Below are 19,117 nucleotides of genomic sequence, written 5' to 3'. Positions count from 1 at the left end.
ATATGTTTTAGTTATTTTAATATTTTAATTCCAGAACCAGCAATAAATTCATCATTTAAGGATGCTGATAATTTTCCTTTTGCATCTTTATTTCCTAAAATAATTTCTGCGGATACCTTTTGAGCTATTTCAGAGTTTTCATAAGACACAATAGCTGCCTCGATGTTTTCGAAGTCTAAATTCTCTAAACTATATTGACTTGCAAATACATCTAAAACAACCTTGTTATTTTTTGCTATTTCTTCTATCTTTAATCTATCCTCATCAGATATTTTTGAAGTTAATCGGCTATTTAATCGATGATAACTAACAATCACCTTCTCATACGATTTAAGTTTTCTAAGCAATTCTGGTTGTTTTAAATCAGAAAAATCATCAACTTTTAAATGTGATTGTAAAGCATTTAAAAAAGGAGCCGAATTACCATCACCCAAACCTACAAATGCTATTTTTTTGTTTGCAACCTCTCTAAAAGGAAGAACATTGTTATTTTTTAAAGCAGTAATTGCATTTATAAAAACGGCTTCGTTTAAAACATCATTTGTTTCATCATTTAAATCACTAATAAGATTTAAGGTATCAATTGGTTTAAAATTATTTAAGTCAACATCAAATTTTGATGCTAGAATTTTCTTTACAGAATGCGCTAACCTTTCTTCTGTAATTTCTTTATTATTGTATGCTTCTGTAATTTTAGATACTGCTTTTGGCACATCTTCTGTCAATACCAAAATATCATTTCCGGCCATAAACGCAGCCAAATCTATAGCTCCTGTTTCTTTGTAATTAGCAGCACCTTTCATATTTAAGGCATCCGTAAAAATAAGTCCCTCAAAGCCTAATCTTTCCTTTAAAATATCTGTAACAATATGATGTGATAGAGATGAAGGCACCCCATCTTTTTCTAAACTTGGTACATTTAAATGTGCTACCATTACACCTGCCATCTTGTTTTTAAACAATTCTTTGTATGGATACATTTCTACAGAATCTATTCTTTCTTTAGAAAGCGTAACGGTTGGAAGCGTTTTATGAGAATCTTTATCGGTATCTCCATGTCCTGGAAAATGTTTTGCACAAGCTAACACATTCTTACTTTGCATACCATTTGTAAAAGCAAGTGCTTTTTCTGTAACCTGGTATTTATCTTCGGCAAAAGAACGCACACCAATTATTGGGTTTTTAGAATTTGTATTGATATCTACCACAGGAGCAAAGTTTATATGTACCCCTAAGCGATTACAATGCTCCCCAATTTTCTCACCAACTTTTCTTACTAAGTCGGTATCTTTTATGGCTCCTAAAGTCATATTATACGGAAACCTCACCGTACTATCTAATCGCATATTTAAACCCCATTCAGCATCCATTGCAATTAACAATGGTACTTTTGATGTTGCTTGATATACATTTGTTTGACGAGCTTGTCTAACAGGACCACCTTGAAAAAACACCAATCCACCAATTCCGTTCTCATTGATCAATCTCTGAATAGAATCTGTATGCTTTTTACCTTTATTAGAATAGGTGGCAATCATAAATAATTGACCTATTTTTTCTTTTAAAGTCATTTTATTATAGATACTATCTACCCATTTTGTGCGTGGTGTATTTTCTAACGATATGTTTGTTGGTTGTTTTTTATCGCAACTTAAAGCGACAAGTAGTAAAACTAAAAGTGTAGGAATTAATTTTTTCATTTTTAGGAATTAAATTTTTATAAATATTTTATTTCTGTGTAATAAGTAAACTAAACACCAGAAAAATAGAATATGAGCAACTGCAAAAAGAAGTGACCCATTCATATTTCCGGCAATAGGAAAAAATATATCTTGATATAAATATTGTTTTGCTGATACAATCTCTCCTTGAGAATTGGTTATTTTTATTAAATAAATGATTGTTTTTGCATACAAACCAGAGAATACAAAGATGAACAAAGGGTTTGTGCCAAAATGGATAAATGGTTTAGACCATGCTGTGCATTTTTTTTGATCGATAATCCATATTAAAAAGGCCAATATAATCATTGCCCATCCTGCAGAAAAGCAAACAAAAGTACTTGACCAAAGCGATTTATTGATAGGAAATACAAAACCCCAAATATAGCCTAGTAAAACAAGACCAACCCCGTAGCTTAAAAGGGTTTTTATTTTAACCGTAATATTAGAGAATTCACTTAAAAAACTACCCGTTAAAGCACCAATAAGTACTGTTGCAATTGCTGGTACCGTAGATAATAATCCTTCTGGATCAAAAGGAAAACCAAGACCTTTCCAGATGTGATTTGGTCCGAATAAATACAAGTCTATTTTACCCACTAAATTTGTTTGCGGTCCAAAAGGATTTTCTGGTACAAAGAAATATAAAATGGCCCAATAGCTAACTAAAATTAAGACAGTAATGTAGGTTAGAATTCTTTTATTAAAAAATAAACAAAGAGTAGCACCCACACCATAGGCAATTGCTATTCTTTGCAACACCCCAAAATATCGAACCGTTTCAAAATTGAATTTTGGAAATAAATTTAAAAACAATCCAATTGCAAATATTATAAACGTTCTTTTAACAATCTTTTTAATTGCTTGTTTATGCTCACTTGGTCTAAAATTTTTAAAAGCAAAATGTATAGAAACTCCTACAATAAATAAGAAAAAAGGAAAGACAGCGTCTGTTGGTGTAAAGCCATGCCATTTTGCATGTAATAATGGCCAATAAACATAAGACCAACTACCAGGCGTATTTACCAAAATCATGGAAGCAATTGTTATGCCTCTTAGAACATCTAACGCTATTAATCTCTCCTTTTTTGCCATTTCTATAAAATCTATTATTTGACTTCTTCTCTATACGCTTCTATAGATTTTCTAACACTTTTATGTTCCTGTAACAGTTTACTTGCTAATTCTGTTTCAATATGGAGCTCATCCATAACCATCTTTACTCCTCTAGAAACGAGCTTTTTATTAGAAAGCTGCATGTCTACCATTTTATTTCCTTTAACCCTGCCTAGTTTTATCATAACAGTTGTAGAAATCATGTTTAAAGCTAATTTCTGAGCAGTACCTGCTTTCATTCTTGTGCTTCCTGTTACAAACTCTGGCCCAACGACTAATTCTATAGGAAAATCTGCTTCTAACGCAAGTGGAGACCCCTCGTTACATGTAATACAACCTGTAATTATATTTTGTTCTTTTGCTTTTTGCAAACCACCAATAACATACGGTGTAGTACCTGAAGCTGCAATACCAATTAAAACATCTTTATTAGAAATATTATGCTCTTTTAAAGTTTCCCATGCTAATTCTGTGTCATCTTCTGCATTTTCTACGGCTTTTCTAAGTGCCACATCTCCACCAGCAATAATTCCTATTACCCAATTATCGGAAACACCATACGTTGGCGGACATTCTGATGCGTCTAACACACCCAGTCGTCCGCTTGTACCTGCACCAATATAAAATAATCGGCCTCCGTTGCTCATTTTTTCATGAATTACATCTACCAGTTTATGTATAGATGGAATTGCTTTTTCAATAGCCAAAGGAACCAATTTGTCCTCATTATTCATATTTGTGAGCAATTCCGTGGTACTCATCTGCTCTAAATTATTATAATCTGATACTTGCTCTGTAGTTAATTTATTCGTCATTTTTGTTTCGTATAAGGATTAAACATAGTATGGTAAGACAAGCATTTAATAAAATATTCATGAAACCTAAATCAAATGAAAACTTAACTTTAACTATGTAATTTATATAATATGTAAGTAATGGCATTAAGACACAGATGTATGGTACAGCTTTGTCTTTTATTCTTATTTTAGTGAAAATACCTAAAAGGTAAAGCCCTAATAACGGACCGTACGTGTATCCTGCTACTTTAAAAATTGTTGTAATTACGTCTCCTTTACTTCCAGAGAATAACATTATAATAATGAAAATTACAATTGAGAAACCAAGTAAAACATAATTTTTAAGTCGTTTTTTTTCTTTTGAAGTTTTATGTGTAATATCTAAAAAATCATGTGTAAAGGAGGTAGTTAACGCCGTTAGTGATGAATCTACACTAGAAAATGAAGCTGCCGTAATTCCTAAAATAAAACTGATTGCTGCTACGGTACCAAAACTACCAAGAGAAAGCATCGGAAATAAATTATCTGTATGAATAAATTGACCGTTTTCTATTTCTAATTGAATTCCGAATTTTTCTGCATATAAATACAACATCACTCCCAAACCTAAAAAGAGAAACTGTGCTAAAGCTAAAAACAAACTAAAGGTTAAAATATTACGCTGCGCTTCTTTTTTACTTTTACAGGTTAATGTTTTTTGCATCATATTTTGGTCTAAACCAACCATAGCAACAGCAATTAAAATTCCAGAAATAAACTGTTTAAAGAAATTACTACCAGAATTAAAATCCCAATTAAAAACCTTAAAGTATTTATGATTTGTAACAGACGTGATCGTTTCTGAAAAACTTAAGTTTAAAGAATCTTTAATGATGAATATTGACACAATAGCCGCCATTAGTAAAAAAAATGTTTGAAGTGTATCTGTCCAAACAATTGTTTTAATTCCAGATTTATTGGTGTACATCCATATTAAAATCAATATGATAATTACCGTTAAAAAAAACGGAATGTTTAGTGCATCAAAAACGGCATACTGTAAAATTTTTGCTGCTAATAATAATCTTAAGGCAGCACCAAACGATTGAGATATCAGAAAAAATAAAGATCCTGTTTTATAAGTTCTAGATCCAAATCTTGTTTCTAAATAACTATAAATAGATACCAATTGTAAATTGTAATAAATAGGAATTAATACATAAGTGATAAAAATATATCCTACTACATTACCAAAAACAAATTGTAAATAATAGAAATAATTATTACTGACCATTCCCGGAATAGAAACAAATGTAACACCAGACATAACAGCTCCAATCATTCCGAAAGCAACTACTTGCCAAGGAGATTTTCTATCTCCGGTGTAAAAAGAATCATCACTTGTATTTTTTGAAACAAAGTGAGATATTAACATTAATACTCCAAAATAAGAGATAATGATTAATAAAATTATGGTTGAATTCATGTACTTTATTTTTTTGCGTTTTAATATTTAAAACAACTTTTTTTTATTTTTTAATAATTCTAAAAACCGCTGTTTTATTCTCATTACCAACAACTTTTAATAAATAGATTCCTTTTGATAATTCCGAAATATTAATTTTATCTAAATCTGTTGCACTTTCTTTTATTAAACGTCCATTTAAATTATAGATATAAAGTTGATTGATACCCAAATTGGTATTTGCCTTTATGTTTATGATATCTGATGTAGGATTTGGAAAAACTTTTAATTGATTTTTAAACTCATAATCTATATTAGACAAAGCAGCGTCTACTGTAATTTGAATACAGTTTCTATTATTAGCTTCATCATTTTCGGTTAGTACTCCGTTATTATCTGCTGAAAAGATGATAAAATAAGTTCCAGCAGATGTGTTCTTTGGAATCGTAAGACTTGAACTTTCATTTTCACTTTCATTATCACTGCCAAGGTTAGAATTATCCGCACCCAATAAAATATCATTTTCACTTAAATCACAATCAGTAGACAAGTAATAACCAAGATGAATATTAGGTAAATCAGCAGCAAGCTGAGATCCAGAATAACTTTGTGTTGCAGTAACCCTAATATCATTGCCTGCATTTACAATCATTGGAGCTACAGTTGTATTTATCAACTCTACATCTTCAGGTTCTACAGAACTATTTATTGTAATTTGTATGCAACTTACATTATTCGTTTTATCACTTTCATTTAACTCACTTCTATTATCCGCAGAAAATAGCATAAAATAAGTTCCGGCAGGAGTATTATTAGGAATGGTAAGCGTTTCACTCTCATTTTGAGATGTATTATCACTACCTATATTAGAACTACTTTCTCCAAGTAAAACATCATTTGAACTCAAATCACAGTCAGTTGACAAGTAATAACCAAGATGAATATTAGGTAAAACGGCAGCGAGTTGAGACCCCGAATAATTTTGTGTAGCTGAAACATTTATATTTTCACCAGCAGTTAGGGTTGTTACATTTACAAGTCCATCTGAAATTGTAACATCTTCAGCAACTACTGCTTCTGAATATGTTGCTACAATATCATAAGAACCTCCACTACCATCATCTGCATCTACAACTAAATAATAGGTTTGTCCTGCAATACCATTTTCATAAATTGCTGATGACGAACTTACAGTTCCTAAACAATCTGAAGGATCGCAACTTCCTAAAATATAAACATCTAAATCTCCTGAAAAATTAGATAAAGCTACTGTTATTGGTCCATCTGCAGTAGGAGTTATCTTGTGTACTCTCTCCGGACCTGTTTCTGTCCAAGAGTTACATCCAAAAGTAGCAACTTTTGAACCAGCAGTAGAGCTACTTCCAGAATAGACAACGCCATTACTAAGTTCTATTGCACTTGAACAATCTAAACCAGGAGCTGGAGTTGTGTCTGTATAACAAGAAAAACTACTTATAGAAGCTCTAATACTTGGCAATAAACCATAAAGACTTGTACCAGGACAAGCCGTTGCTCCACCATCTTTATGACCTGAAACATTGTTTAAATTAAGACCTGATGATGCATGATAACTAGCACCTGCTACATCTATATTTTTATCTGTTGCCTCCCAAGATATTATATTCTTTAAAGAAGTTAAAGCTTTTGCAGAAGGAGATTCTAAAGTAAAATCACCAATCATACAAACTCCCATTGTACCTGCGTTATGCCCACTAAAATGTGCTCCAGAAACACCGTTTCCTCTTCCTTCATAAATAACGCCATTTCTATCAATTAACCAATTATATCCAAGATCTGACCATCCATTGGTGTTTACATGTAAATCCCAATAATATCTAATTTTTTCTGCATAATTTGTATTCGCCGGAAAAACAATTCCATCTCCAGTATGATGAACTATTATATGAGTAGGTGTTGTGTAACTTGGATTTGTTTGAGCAGGACGTGAACCATTTGTATCCCAACAAGCTCTTCCACAAAAGTCCGGTTGTGTACAATCTGCAAAACAAAAAAACGGTGACAAAACAATAAGTAAGAATACTATTTTTTTCATAGGGGATTATTTTTCAAATGTGTATATTCTAAATACTACTTCACTTTTTGTTATTTTACTTGATTTAAATTGAATTTTCTGTACCGAAGGGTTTAAATTTTTAGGTGAAAAAACTTTACGATTTGGGTTATCAACGTGTTCATTTTCTTCTAGCTCTAACCAATCTGACCAAGAATTATTTTCGAGAGTTTTATAAAAAATGGTGTACTCATCATTATACGTAGAATACGCAGAAATCATAGCTCCTGATGTTGTAGATAAATCAACCTCAACAGGTTTTCCTATTATATTTTTTTGAGCATCTTCCTTTGTAAACTTTTGATCAATAACAAAAATATTATCTTCTTTAATTACGGAAACGTCATTGTTACTGGCTGTAGGTAAAGTAACTTTTTCTTTTTTCTTAACGCTAATCTTCTTCTCTTCTGTCTTAGAATTATCTTTACAATTACTTAATAAAAGCAATAAGACTATAAAGTAAGGTATTATTGATTTATGATTTTTCATTTTTATACAGTCTTAATTCTTATCCTTTTAAATAGTGGTATCCTTAATCTCTATATTATTAAAAACTTATTCTTCCAATATTTAATTTCAAATTACCTCTTTAAAAATAAGGAGTGAGAATCGTCTTTCGCGCCATCTCACCCCTTACTAACTCAAAATAAAAAAAACAATTATGACAATAATTATTGGGGAAGTGAATTTATTTATTTTTTATCCCACCACATTCTGGTAGTTAAAAGGTCTCCTCCTTGTAAAACTATTGCAGCCTCTACATTTACTGAATTATTCAATTTTTCAGACGCAGGATATGGAAGTCTTCTTGGAATTTCTCCATTTGTAAGCGTTGCTGCTACATTTGCAGGAACTAATTCTGGATAGCCTGATCTTTTCCAGTTAGAAAAAGTTTCTAAACCGTTTCCAAAAGTTGCTACCCAATATTGTTCATTTATCATTTTTAAAGCTTGCGCTGGTACAAATGGATTTGAATTTAAATATGTATCTATTTCTGCAGTTGTAATTTCTACACCATGCCCATACATAGATAAATATTGCATTGCCGCTGTTACACCTGCGTTATAATGTGTTTCAACATTAGAAGTTCCGCCAGATAATCCCCAACGTTCTGCTGCTTCTGCTAACATAAACTCTACTTCTGCATACGTTTGAAAGAAAAAAGGTGCATCATAAATTATAGTACCAGACCCTCCAAAAATATTTATATTTGGTTTAGAGTTTGCATCTCCCCTTGTTTCATCATTAATATCTTGCCCAAATTGTAATGCAAAATCAGTATTTCCATCAACTGTGGATGCTAAAACAGAAACTCTTGGATCGTTTCTTGTTTTCATAAAATCCATAAAAGTTTTAGAAATTTTAACCTGTGTTGATGCTCTAGAAGTAAAACCTTTTGTTAAAGGATTTACATTTGGTCCTCCATCATTTGCAGAGTTTTCATATTGTATGTATGCAATATCTGCATTGCTAGTCATTACGCCTCCATCAATAGCTTTGGTTGCCCAAGATTTTGCACCAGCTTCATCTACTTTTACCATTCGCATTGCCAAACGCAACATTAATGAATTTGCAAATTTATTCCACTTTGCAACATCTCCAGAAAACATTAAATCTGCAGAACCAAAAGAACTTGTTCCACCAGCACTTAAGGTAGCCGCTGCGTTTTCTAAAGACAATAACATATCTGCATAAATAGCACTTTGTTGATCATATTTTGGAAAACGAACTCCTTCTAAAAAACCTTTACCAGCTTCACTGTAAGGAATATCTCCATAAACATCAGTAATTCTACTAAAAATTAATACTTTTTGTACTCTGGTAATTGCTAAATCTATAGATGCAGTTGCTTCTGTACTTACTTCTAATTGAGATTCTAAATCTGCAATATTTTTTACCGTAGTTTTAAATTGCTCTTCAAACAACCAATGTGTATTTCCTTCTTTATATAAAAATGATGCATACGACGTATTGTTTAAATGCTGTACGTTTTGCATTAAATGAATAATATTCCAAAATAAATACGCTACATAACTGCTACCACCTGTATATAACTGAATATAGGTGAATTTTGTAGAAGGATCTAATTGTACTGGCTTTGTTGGATTTACATTAAGTTCTTCGAAACCGTCGTCACAAGCACTTAACGCAAACATTATAATTATGAATGAAATAAATATTTTTTTCATGATCTATTTTTTTAAAATTTAACATTTATTGCGAATCCATAACTTCTAGTTGATGGTGTTCCGAATCTTTCTATACCTTGAGAATTTAAATTGTTTAATGAAGCTTCTGGATCTACATTATCTATTTTTTTAGAAATATAAAATAAGTTTCTTCCTATTAAAGAAAGCCTTACATCGCTTACAAAAATGTTTTCTAAAGTTGCTTTAGGCAAACTATAAGCGATACTTAATTCTCTAAATTTTATAAAATCTGTACTGTACACAAACTCTTCTGAAATACCAGAATTCTCTTCACCAATAAAACCATAATAGGTTCTTAAATTTTCTGGGGCTACAGTCATTGTAAATGGATTTCCTGTTGCATCATCTATACCAGACACCACCAAACCATCTTCACGACCTTCTAGTGTTTTTTCATGCAAACCTCTCATCATTAATTCTCTATTGGTTCCAGAATGAACACTTCCACCAAACTTAGCATCTATTAAAAAGTTTAATGAAAAATCTTTGTATTTAAAAGAGTTAGAAAAACCTAAAGTATACGGTGCAACACCTTGACCTAAAATTTTATTTTCTCCTTGAATTGGTTTCGGGATAGAACCCGTTGTATTATACATGATGTTACCCTCACTATCTCTTTTGTATGAAGAACCCCAAATTACACCATAATTTTCGCCAACTATATGAGAAATAATTGCGGTTCTAGAACGCGTCTGGCTACCATCAACATTAATGGCAGTATCCTCATCATCTGTGTGAACAATTTCACTGTCATTATATCCAAAATTGAAAGAAGTATACCATGAAAAATCTTCAGTTTTAATAGGAGTACCTCCAATTAAAAACTCAAATCCTTTATTTTGAAGTTCTCCAATATTAAGAATCGAAGACGTAAAACCAGATGATTGAGATGCAGAAGCACTTACAATATCATTAGTAGTTTGATTTTGATAATAAGCAAAGTCTAAATTTAAACGATTTTGGAAAAAACGTCCATCAAAACCTACTTCAAATTCATTCTTTTGAAAAGGAACTAAGTTAGGATTAGGAATAGAGTTACCATTTAATTCTCCGAAAGACTGTCCTTGAAAAGAACCTGTAATTGCATAATCTAAATTTAAACTATACGCATTACTAGCCCCACCGGCAACTTGTGCGTAACTTGCTCTTACTTTAGCATAATTAACCTGCTCTGGTAAATCAAACAATTCGTTTAACAGTAAACTCTGACTTAAAGACCAGTAAAACCCATTATTTGGAGTTGTTTTACCTGGAAAGGAAAGTGTAGAAAACCAATCATTCCTTCCTGTAAATGTTAAGTAAAAAAACTTATCATAACCTACTTCAACAGATCCATAAAGAGAATTCGTTTTTGTTTTAGAATATCCAAAACTTGGTTCTGGTAACGTTGTATTGTTAATATCTTCTAAACCTTCTACAATAAAACCTCTACCCAATGCACTTAAAGATTCGAAAGATGATGTTCTTGTATTTGCTCCAAAAATTGAGCTCGTAGAAATTTTATCTGATAAATCTTTATTTATACCTAACATTAAATCTCCATTAAATAACGTGTATGTAGATTTTTCTTGTGTCATTTCACCTGCTGGCCTGTATGCTGTTCCGAATGGAGTAACCCTTCTTCTACTTAAATCATACGTATCAATACCTGCACGACCTGTAAGATACAGCCAATCATTAAAATCATATTTTAAAGTTGTAGATGCTGTAAATCTATTTTTCTTATCATCATTATTAAATACATCTGTTGCCCAATATGGGTTAGAAATAAACTGACTTGGTTGAAACAATAATTCTGTACCTTCCTCATTAAAACCTGGCTGTAAATCTGTAATATTAAGACTGCTTGGTAACACATACGCTACTGTGTTTGCATTACCTGGTGTATCTCCAATATTAATACGATTATGCACTTTTTCAATCACATATTTAGCATTAACTGTTGATGTTAATTTAGGAGTAATATTTGCAGAAGCATTTAATGATATCGATTTTCTATTTAAAGTCGTATTCGGAAAAATATCATCATTATCTAAATTAGAAAAAGAAAAACGATAATTATATTCCTCGCCTCCTTTTGATAATGCTACTGTATTTATAACTGTAGAACCTACATTATAAAATTTATCTAAATTATTTCCGGTATTAGAATAAGGTCTTTTAGTACCATCCCAATTATAAACCATTGAGCCATCTAATTTATCTCCCCAAGACTGTAAAGAACTTACAAAAGAATCATCAATAGCATTGGCTACATTAGAAATTTCAACCGCCTGACCACTACCATCATACTCGTAACCAGGCTTTAACCTATTATTACCTTGACCATAAGTAGTTTGAAAATTTTGTAAACTTGTATTAATTTTATCAAAAGTAAAAGAACTAGAAAGCTCTACACCTAATCTTTTTTGACCTTTTCCTGATTTTGTGGTAATCATAATAACTCCGTTAGACGCTAAAGAACCGTAAAGTGCTGCAGCTGAACTTCCTTTTAAAACGGAAACACTTTCAATATCATCTGGGTTTAATGAAGAAATATCATCTCCTCCATCTCCAGTTCCATCATTGGTTGCACCAACAACAGACCCATTTGTATTGTTAATAATAGGAATTCCATCAATTACATACAAAGGCTGGTTATTTCCTGTTAATGAACTTGCTCCACGAATAATTACCCTACTAGATCCAGCGGCTCCACCACTACCTGCAGAAATATTTACCCCAGCAACTCTACCTTGCAGAGAATTAACCGCACTTGTACTTTTTACTGTAGACATATCTTCGCCACCAACCTCAGTTAAAGAATATCCTAAAGATTTTGCTGATCTCTTAATACCTAGTGCAGTAACCACAATCTCGTCTAAACCAGTAGCATCTGCCTCTAATTCTGCATTTATAACTTGATTTTCTCCTGTTAAGGTTATTGTAATCGTTTTATAACCAAGGTAACTAAAGGCTATTGTTTTTCCTTTTAAATCCTCAGCTTTAATTGTATAATTCCCGTCAAAATCTGTAACACTACCCTTATTAATTTGACTAATAAAAACGCTAACCTCGGGCAACGGGATTTCACTGCCTTTCTCTGTAACAACTCCAGAAATTGTCTTTAATTGAGCAAACGTACTTTGCACAATCAAAAACACTATCAAGGATAATGTTAGTTTGTAATTTTTTTTCATTTAGTTTGAATTTGAATTATTTAAGGTAAAGATATAAAAAAAACAAAATACCGCAAATTAATCGCACAAAATTGCAGCATTTAATAAAATTATTCGAAAAATTACACATTTCAAGAATAAAACACGCATCCATTGCGATTTTCTGAATTATTAAAAATTATTAAATTAACATATAATTATCTTAAAAACAAGGACAAACGAGAGTGGCATTAGGAAAAATGAATGAAATAAAACATCTTTTTAACAATATTAGAAAATCAGTTATTTTTTGCATTTTTATTTTTAAAAACGCAAAAAAACAGCAAAAAAAATCTTTTTAACCAAAAGACATTTGCAAAATGGTTAAATAAAATCTTACTTTTGAAAAAATCATTTTTTTATGAAGAAAAAAGAGAGACAGCAAAAAGTAGTAGATGAAGTAAGTCTTAACAGACAGGTTAGTTCTACTTTTTTGGCTGAAAAATTAAATGTATCAGAAGACACAATAAGAAGAGATATAAAAGAACTAGATAAAAAAGGTCTGTTAACCAAAGTTCATGGAGGTGCAATTTCTACCATGCAAAAACTTTACCATTACAATGAAGATGTCATCTACAAAAGAGAAGAAAAAGTTGTCATTGCTAAAAAGGCAATTACTTTAGTAGAAGACGGAATGGTTATTATAATGAGTGGTGGTACTACAAACTTAATGTTAGCTAAATTATTTCCAAAAAACTTAAAAGCAACCATTTATACATATAGTTTACCAATTGCAATGCAATTGGCAGAACACCCAACTATAGAAACCATATTTATTGGAGGTAGAATACAAAGAAACTCTATGGTAACAACTGGTATTGATGTAATTCAATATTTATCTAACATTACTGCAAATCTTTGCTTTATAGGGGTAAGTGCCTTTAATGCGGAACAAGGAATTACGGGAGAAGGCTATGAGGTTGCATTAGTTAAAAAAGCAATGATTGATTCTTCTGAACGCAATGTGTACCTATCTACTTCAAACAAACTAAATATCAGACTAAATTATGATATTTGCCCACTTAAAGAAATTGATATTGCCATTACAGATTTAGAACTAGATGACCCTATATTAAAACCCTATGTTGATTCTGGAGTAGTTTTAATGTAATCTTAACCAAGAAAGAAGGGAATTTTTAGAATAAACACTATAACATCAATGAAAATGCTTTTTTATCAAAATACAAAACCAATCTATTTTATTCTTTTATCTACTTTCTTATGTATTAGTTGTAGTAAAAAAGTTTATAATACAGATGTAAAAAAAGGCAATGAAACTCAAAAAAACATTGAAATTAACAAAAATATTGAAGCTGAAAATAATATTGAAGTAGAAAATATTATTGACCTAGAAAAAAGGGTCGTTCCTGCTCCAGAAAGAGAATTCAGAGCTGCTTGGATTGCGAGTGTAGCTAATATAAATTGGCCAAGTAAACGTGGTCTTTCTACCAAACAACAAAAAGAAGAAGCTATTAAATTATTAGACCTTCTTCATAAAAATAATTTTAACGCAGTGGTGTTACAAGTAAGACCTCAGGCAGACGCAATGTACAAAAGCGACTTAGAGCCTTGGTCTTATTTTTTAACAGGAACGCAAGGAAAAGCACCTTCTCCTTATTACGATCCATTAGAATTCTGGATTAAAGAAGCGCATAAAAGAGGGCTAGAGCTACATGCTTGGTTAAATCCTTATAGAGCACATCACACCACCGGAGGCGAAATAACAAATGCCTCAATTGCAAGTAAACACCCAGAATTGGCAGTAAAACTAGAAACTGGTTTTTATTGGTTAGATCCTGGAAATAAAAAAACACAAAACCACAGCTACAAAGTTGTTATGGATATTGTTGAAAGATATAATGTAGACGGAATTCATTTTGACGATTATTTTTATCCCTACCCTTCTTATAACAACAATAAAGATTTTCCTGATGACAAAAGTTGGAAAGCCTACTTAAACACTGGCGGAAAATTAAAAAGAGATGATTGGAGACGAGACAATGTAAACCAATTCGTTAAAAGTATTTATACAAACATAAAAGAAACAAAACCTAACGTAAAATTCGGAATTAGTCCTTTTGGTTTTTGGAGACCCAATTATCCTGCTTCTGTAACCGCTGGTTTTGATCAATATAACGAACTTTATGCTGATGCAAAACTTTGGTTAAACGAAGGCTGGATAGATTATTTTACACCGCAACTATATTGGCCAATTAATAGAATGGATGTTAGTTTTCCTGTTTTATTAAATTGGTGGATAGAAGAAAACACCAAAGAAAGACATCTTTGGCCAGGAATGAGTATTGGTAGAGAAAAAGGAGAAGAAGCAATTGACGAAGTTATAAATCAGATTATGATTACGCGCGGAATGACCTCAAAATCTCCAGGAACTGTTCATTGGAGCATTGCTCCTTTAATAAGTTCGCCAGAACTAACAGCAGCAATTTTTAATGGTCCCTATAAAAAACAAGCATTGATACCTAGTTATCCTTGGTTGAGTAAAGCAATACCAGAAGCTCCAATATTAAGTTACACTAAAGGAAAAGAAAATTTATTGGTAAATTGGACTCATAAGAATATTGATGAAGTTGCAAATTGGGTAATCTATTACAAATACAACTCTAAATGGGACTATCACATACATGGTTCTTTTACAAACTCACAAAACATTCCTTTGATAAAAGTTGATGCTAAAAATTCAAAAAGTAGATTAAATGCGATTGCAATCACTGCCGTTGATAAATTTGGAAACGAGAGTATTGTAAAGGAAATTAATTTATAGAAATCTGATAAAAATTAAATTACTAGACACTGTTTTGATAGTAATTGTAAAATTCATGATTGTCAGTTCTAGCGCAATCGAGAACTATTAAATTCTTAAAATTAGGTTTCGACTGCGCTCAACCAGACATATTGAATCTTTTTATATAATTGTAATACAAATAATCAAGTACAGACCTCTAAAAATAAATTACTGAATACTATTTTTAGCCTCAATCCATTTACTCATATATTTTGTAGCTTGTAAGGTTTGATGTTGCAATAAATTCCCTAAAAAATTATGTATTCTGTGTTGTTCTAAATTTTCTTGAATTTCTTTTATTTGGTTGACAAAAAGCACACCTAACTTTTCCTTATCATAGATGTTATTAATGATTTCAACTCCGCTTTTTTGCGAATTTTCCCACAGATTTTCATCCGTATATAACTGAATCGATTTTGTAGAAAATTCTGTAAAATCATTTACTACAAAACCATTCCAAGTCAAGTTATCATACATTCCTTCTGCTCCAATTGTAGAAGTTACACTTGGTGACCCACAAATCATGGCTTCGGTCAGTTTTCCTTTTATTCCTGCTCCAAAACGTAACGGAGCTAAAACAACCCTCGCATTTCTCACTACTTCTTTAGCGTCTTCTGCAAAGCCTTTTACTATAAAACCTTCCTTTTTATTATGTAATTGATTTATTTGTTGATTCGCATACGCTCCATAAATATGAACTTCTGCCTTTGGAAGTTGCTCTCTAATTTCACTCCAAATTTCAGTTTTCAAAGTTAAAACAGCGTCTACATTTGGTTTGTGAAAGAAATTACCAATAAACACAAAGTTTGCTCTTTCATTAAAAGACTTCCATTTTTCTTGTTGATTTTCATCAATCCTATCTAATAAAAAAGGTAGATAATACAAGATTTTTTCATCAATCTTAAAAACAGATTTTAACAAATCCATTTCAAAACTAGAGATAATCAAACTGATATCGCAACGCAAAATAGATGCAATTTCTCTTTTGGCATCCGCAGATTTTAATAAAGCTTCTGTTGTAAAAACTTCTCCTTTCTTTAATTGCTGATGACGAGTTTTTCTTAAAAAGTGTAAATCTTCTGTATCTAAAATTCGAATTGCATTTGGGCAATTTTCTGCAACGCGCCAACCAAATTGCTCTTCCATCATAAAACGATCGAACATGACAATTGTAGGTTGTAACTCTTTTATAAAATCATCAAAAGAAGCATTGTTTAATTCAATTGAAACTTCATCAATCCCTAAAGAATTTAAACTTGTAGCTTTTTCACTTTTTTGCGCAGGAGAAGCAAAAGTTATTTTAAAATTATGTTTTAAAAACTGCTCAATTAATTGCATCATTCTACTTCCTGCAGCAGAAGAATTTGGCTCAACCCAAACGTAACCAATAATTAAGACATTTTGTATTGTCAATTCTTTCAAATTATTTTTCATTTAAAACCTAGTTCTTTTTTAATCTTATTTAGCTAAAAATTAAGAAATACAGATTAGTAAAACTACTTATTTCTTACTTTATTCTATGAAAATATATGTATTTTTGTTCATCAATATAAGAAACAAAGCGAAAGGTTACACTTTACGCAAAAAAACGCAATCATGAAATACGATATTATTGTAATTGGATCTGGTCCTGGAGGATACATTTCTGCAGTTAGAGCATCTCAATTAGGTAAAAAAGTAGCAATTATTGAAAAATACTCAACTTTAGGAGGAACTTGTTTAAACGTTGGTTGTATTCCATCTAAAGCATTATTAGACTCTTCTCATCATTATTATGATGCTGTAAACCATTTTGAAGAACATGGAATTTCTGTTGAAAATCCGACGTTTGATTTTGGAAAAATGGTAGAAAGAAAAGCCAAAGTTGTAGAAACAACTACAGGAGGAATCACGTATTTAATGGACAAAAACAACGTTGATGTTTTTGAAGGTTTAGGTTCTTTTGAAGATGCAACACATGTTAAAATCACTAAAAAAGATGGTTCTTCAGAAATAATTGAAGGGACTAATATTATTATTGCAACAGGTTCTAAACCGTCTACTTTACCTTTTATTTCTTTAGATAAAGAACGTGTAATTACTTCTACTGAAGCTTTAAAATTACCAGAAGTACCAAAACATTTAATTGTAATTGGTGGTGGTGTTATTGGTTTAGAGTTAGGTTCTGTTTACAAACGTTTAGGTGCAGATGTTACTGTTGTAGAATATGCTCCAAAAATTACGCCAACTATGGATGCTGATGTTTCTAAAGAACTTACTAAAGTTTTAAAGAAACAAGGTATTAAATTTGCTGTAAGTCATGGTGTTACTTCTGTAGAAAGAAACGGTGATGAAGTTATCGTAAAAGCAAATAACAAAAAAGGTGAAGAAGTTACTTTTACTGGAGATTATTGTTTGGTTGCTGTTGGTAGAAAAGCATATACAGAAGGTTTAGGTTTAGAAAAAATTGGTGTAGAGGTTAACGAACGTGGTCAAGTTACTACAAACGATCATTTACAAACCAATGTTTCTAATATTTACGCAATTGGTGATGTTGTTAAAGGAGCAATGTTAGCACACAAGGCAGAAGAAGAAGGTGTTGTTGTAGCTGAATATTTAGCTGGAGAAAAACCACATATCGATTATAATTTAATTCCTGGTATTGTGTACACATGGCCAGAAGTTGCTGCTGTTGGTAAAACAGAACAAGAATTAAAAGATGCAAAAGTAGATTACAAAGTTGGTAAATTTTCTATGCGAGCTTTAGGTAGATCTCGTGCAAGTGGAGATACAGATGGTTTTGTAAAAGTTATTGCAGATAAAAATACAGATGAAATTTTAGGAGTTCACATGGTTGGTGCACGTGTTGCCGATTTAATTATGGAAGCTGCAGTTGCAATGGAATACAGAGCATCGGCAGAAGACTTAGCTAGAATTTGCCATGGTCACCCAACGTATTCTGAAGCGGTAAAAGAAGCTGCAAAAGCTGCTTGGGACGGTAAGCCGTTAAATGCTTAATCAGTAAAAATATATAATTTTAAAAATCTCGAAATATGTTTTATTTCGAGATTTTTTTATGCGCTTCATTTGCTTCTAAAGCAGTATAATCTAGTTTCCACCCAATGGTTTCTACAATGTTTTCCATCAATAAAATGGCCTCTAACGCTTCTTTATTTGCCAATTGTATTAAATTACTTTCTGGTATTTTGTTAAGTACATGTTCTTTTGCCTCTTTGTTTAAACTAGTAAAATCTTCTGTACCAAACTTATTTAAATAGCCATTTTTTATATCGTAAAACTTAATATCACACTCAATAGAAACTACTTCTGGTTGCGGAAAATCTGATAAAACAATTTCCTTTTTTTCTGTATTAGCCGCTAATTTTATTTTTCTAAAATCGAAACCAATATGTGCTTTTGCCTGAATTAAGACGATTGCTTTCTTCTTGCTACTAAATCCCCAAAAGTTTTCTTTGGTATTTTCATGATGATAAATCTCAGAAAAATCTCCTTCTACGGTAATCAATTTAGATACTTTCTTTATTTTATCTAATAAAATAACAGATTGTTTTTCTACTAAATTCTTTTTCTTTGATACTGAAAACCGCTTTGATATTACATAGGAAATTCCTAAACCAATAACCAGTCCTAAAATAATTAACTCCATAATGTAAATATACTACCAAAAAATAAATGTAAAAAAAATACTTATCAATTAATAGTACTCACCTTTTATCTTTACTTTTTCTTTTTAAAAA

The 19,117-nt window shown here is 31.4% G+C and carries 13 protein-coding genes; 3 read left to right on the top strand and 10 right to left on the bottom strand.

Annotated elements, in window-relative coordinates; all coding sequences use genetic code 11:
* Positions 1-11: 11 nt before the first annotated feature.
* From WG945_RS11960 to WG945_RS11925, 8 genes are all read right to left on the bottom strand, one after another.
* A complete protein-coding gene (locus tag WG945_RS11960) occupies positions 12-1,700 on the bottom strand; it encodes a glycoside hydrolase family 3 protein (protein WP_068449290.1) in 1,689 nt (562 codons plus the stop codon).
* Between the two features lie 9 nt (positions 1,701-1,709).
* The gene (locus WG945_RS11955; protein WP_068449289.1) at positions 1,710-2,816 is read right to left on the bottom strand and encodes an acyltransferase family protein; all 1,107 of its coding nucleotides are present in this window, start codon (positions 2,814-2,816) and stop codon (positions 1,710-1,712) included.
* Between the two features lie 14 nt (positions 2,817-2,830).
* On the bottom strand, positions 2,831-3,652 hold the full coding sequence (gene murQ / locus WG945_RS11950; protein ID WP_068449287.1) for an N-acetylmuramic acid 6-phosphate etherase: 822 nt from the start codon (positions 3,650-3,652) through the stop codon (positions 2,831-2,833).
* On the bottom strand, positions 3,642-5,099 hold the full coding sequence (locus tag WG945_RS11945; RefSeq protein ID WP_068449285.1) for a sodium:solute symporter: 1,458 nt from the start codon (positions 5,097-5,099) through the stop codon (positions 3,642-3,644). Before WG945_RS11945 ends, murQ begins: the two co-directional genes overlap by 11 nt.
* Positions 5,100-5,142: 43 nt before the next feature.
* Entirely contained in the window at positions 5,143-7,152 is a 2,010-nt protein-coding gene (locus WG945_RS11940; protein WP_068449283.1) for a T9SS type A sorting domain-containing protein, read from the bottom strand.
* A 6-nt stretch (positions 7,153-7,158) separates the two neighbouring features.
* Positions 7,159-7,659, bottom strand: coding sequence for a hypothetical protein (locus WG945_RS11935; protein WP_157603589.1), 501 nt, complete (start codon positions 7,657-7,659; stop codon positions 7,159-7,161).
* A 203-nt stretch (positions 7,660-7,862) separates the two neighbouring features.
* On the bottom strand, positions 7,863-9,359 hold the full coding sequence (locus WG945_RS11930; protein WP_068449279.1) for a SusD/RagB family nutrient-binding outer membrane lipoprotein: 1,497 nt from the start codon (positions 9,357-9,359) through the stop codon (positions 7,863-7,865).
* Positions 9,360-9,370: 11 nt separating this feature from the next.
* Positions 9,371-12,559, bottom strand: a complete 3,189-nt coding sequence (locus tag WG945_RS11925) for a SusC/RagA family TonB-linked outer membrane protein (protein WP_068449277.1) — start codon at positions 12,557-12,559, stop codon at positions 9,371-9,373.
* 379 nt (positions 12,560-12,938) lie between these two features.
* Between WG945_RS11925 and WG945_RS11920 the strand changes: the two genes are divergently transcribed.
* Both WG945_RS11920 and WG945_RS11915 read left to right on the top strand, forming a co-directional pair.
* A complete protein-coding gene (locus WG945_RS11920; protein WP_068449275.1) occupies positions 12,939-13,688 on the top strand; it encodes a DeoR/GlpR family DNA-binding transcription regulator in 750 nt (249 codons plus the stop codon).
* A gap of 48 nt (positions 13,689-13,736) precedes the next feature.
* A complete protein-coding gene (locus WG945_RS11915) occupies positions 13,737-15,359 on the top strand; it encodes a glycoside hydrolase family 10 protein (RefSeq protein ID WP_231874612.1) in 1,623 nt (540 codons plus the stop codon).
* Positions 15,360-15,548: 189 nt separating this feature from the next.
* Here WG945_RS11915 and WG945_RS11910 read toward each other — a convergent pair whose 3' ends face one another.
* On the bottom strand, positions 15,549-16,814 hold the full coding sequence (locus WG945_RS11910; protein WP_068449273.1) for a glycosyltransferase: 1,266 nt from the start codon (positions 16,812-16,814) through the stop codon (positions 15,549-15,551).
* Positions 16,815-16,976: 162 nt separating this feature from the next.
* Between WG945_RS11910 and lpdA the strand changes: the two genes are divergently transcribed.
* A complete protein-coding gene (gene lpdA, locus WG945_RS11905) occupies positions 16,977-18,377 on the top strand; it encodes a dihydrolipoyl dehydrogenase (protein WP_068449271.1) in 1,401 nt (466 codons plus the stop codon).
* A 40-nt stretch (positions 18,378-18,417) separates the two neighbouring features.
* Here the strand turns inward: lpdA and WG945_RS11900 are convergent, their stop codons facing one another.
* Positions 18,418-19,026 carry a DUF4230 domain-containing protein gene (locus tag WG945_RS11900; RefSeq protein ID WP_068449269.1) on the bottom strand — a complete coding sequence of 203 codons (609 nt, stop codon included), beginning with the start codon at positions 19,024-19,026 and terminating at the stop codon, positions 18,418-18,420.
* Positions 19,027-19,117: the final 91 nt, after the last annotated feature.

It is taken from the genome of Polaribacter atrinae (assembly GCF_038023995.1).
In the GTDB taxonomy this organism is placed as follows: Bacteria; Bacteroidota; Bacteroidia; order Flavobacteriales; family Flavobacteriaceae; genus Polaribacter; species Polaribacter atrinae.
This window is presented reverse-complemented; position numbering and strand designations above follow the sequence as displayed.

What these genes read in the sequence shown, in the direction of transcription:
- WG945_RS11945 (WP_068449285.1), bottom strand. Translation starts at nt 5,099, where the DNA reads ATGAATTCAACCATAATTTTATTAATCATTATCTCTTATTTTGGAGTA.
- WG945_RS11940 (WP_068449283.1), bottom strand. Translation starts at nt 7,152, where the DNA reads ATGAAAAAAATAGTATTCTTACTTATTGTTTTGTCACCGTTTTTTTGT.
- WG945_RS11955 (WP_068449289.1), bottom strand. Translation starts at nt 2,816, where the DNA reads ATGGCAAAAAAGGAGAGATTAATAGCGTTAGATGTTCTAAGAGGCATA.
- WG945_RS11930 (WP_068449279.1), bottom strand. Translation starts at nt 9,359, where the DNA reads ATGAAAAAAATATTTATTTCATTCATAATTATAATGTTTGCGTTAAGT.
- WG945_RS11960 (WP_068449290.1), bottom strand. Translation starts at nt 1,700, where the DNA reads ATGAAAAAATTAATTCCTACACTTTTAGTTTTACTACTTGTCGCTTTA.
- WG945_RS11925 (WP_068449277.1), bottom strand. Translation starts at nt 12,559, where the DNA reads ATGAAAAAAAATTACAAACTAACATTATCCTTGATAGTGTTTTTGATT.
- lpdA (WP_068449271.1), top strand. Translation starts at nt 16,977, where the DNA reads ATGAAATACGATATTATTGTAATTGGATCTGGTCCTGGAGGATACATT.
- WG945_RS11910 (WP_068449273.1), bottom strand. Translation starts at nt 16,814, where the DNA reads ATGAAAAATAATTTGAAAGAATTGACAATACAAAATGTCTTAATTATT.
- murQ (WP_068449287.1), bottom strand. Translation starts at nt 3,652, where the DNA reads ATGACGAATAAATTAACTACAGAGCAAGTATCAGATTATAATAATTTA.
- WG945_RS11920 (WP_068449275.1), top strand. Translation starts at nt 12,939, where the DNA reads ATGAAGAAAAAAGAGAGACAGCAAAAAGTAGTAGATGAAGTAAGTCTT.
- WG945_RS11915 (WP_231874612.1), top strand. Translation starts at nt 13,737, where the DNA reads ATGAAAATGCTTTTTTATCAAAATACAAAACCAATCTATTTTATTCTT.
- WG945_RS11935 (WP_157603589.1), bottom strand. Translation starts at nt 7,659, where the DNA reads ATGAAAAATCATAAATCAATAATACCTTACTTTATAGTCTTATTGCTT.
- WG945_RS11900 (WP_068449269.1), bottom strand. Translation starts at nt 19,026, where the DNA reads ATGGAGTTAATTATTTTAGGACTGGTTATTGGTTTAGGAATTTCCTAT.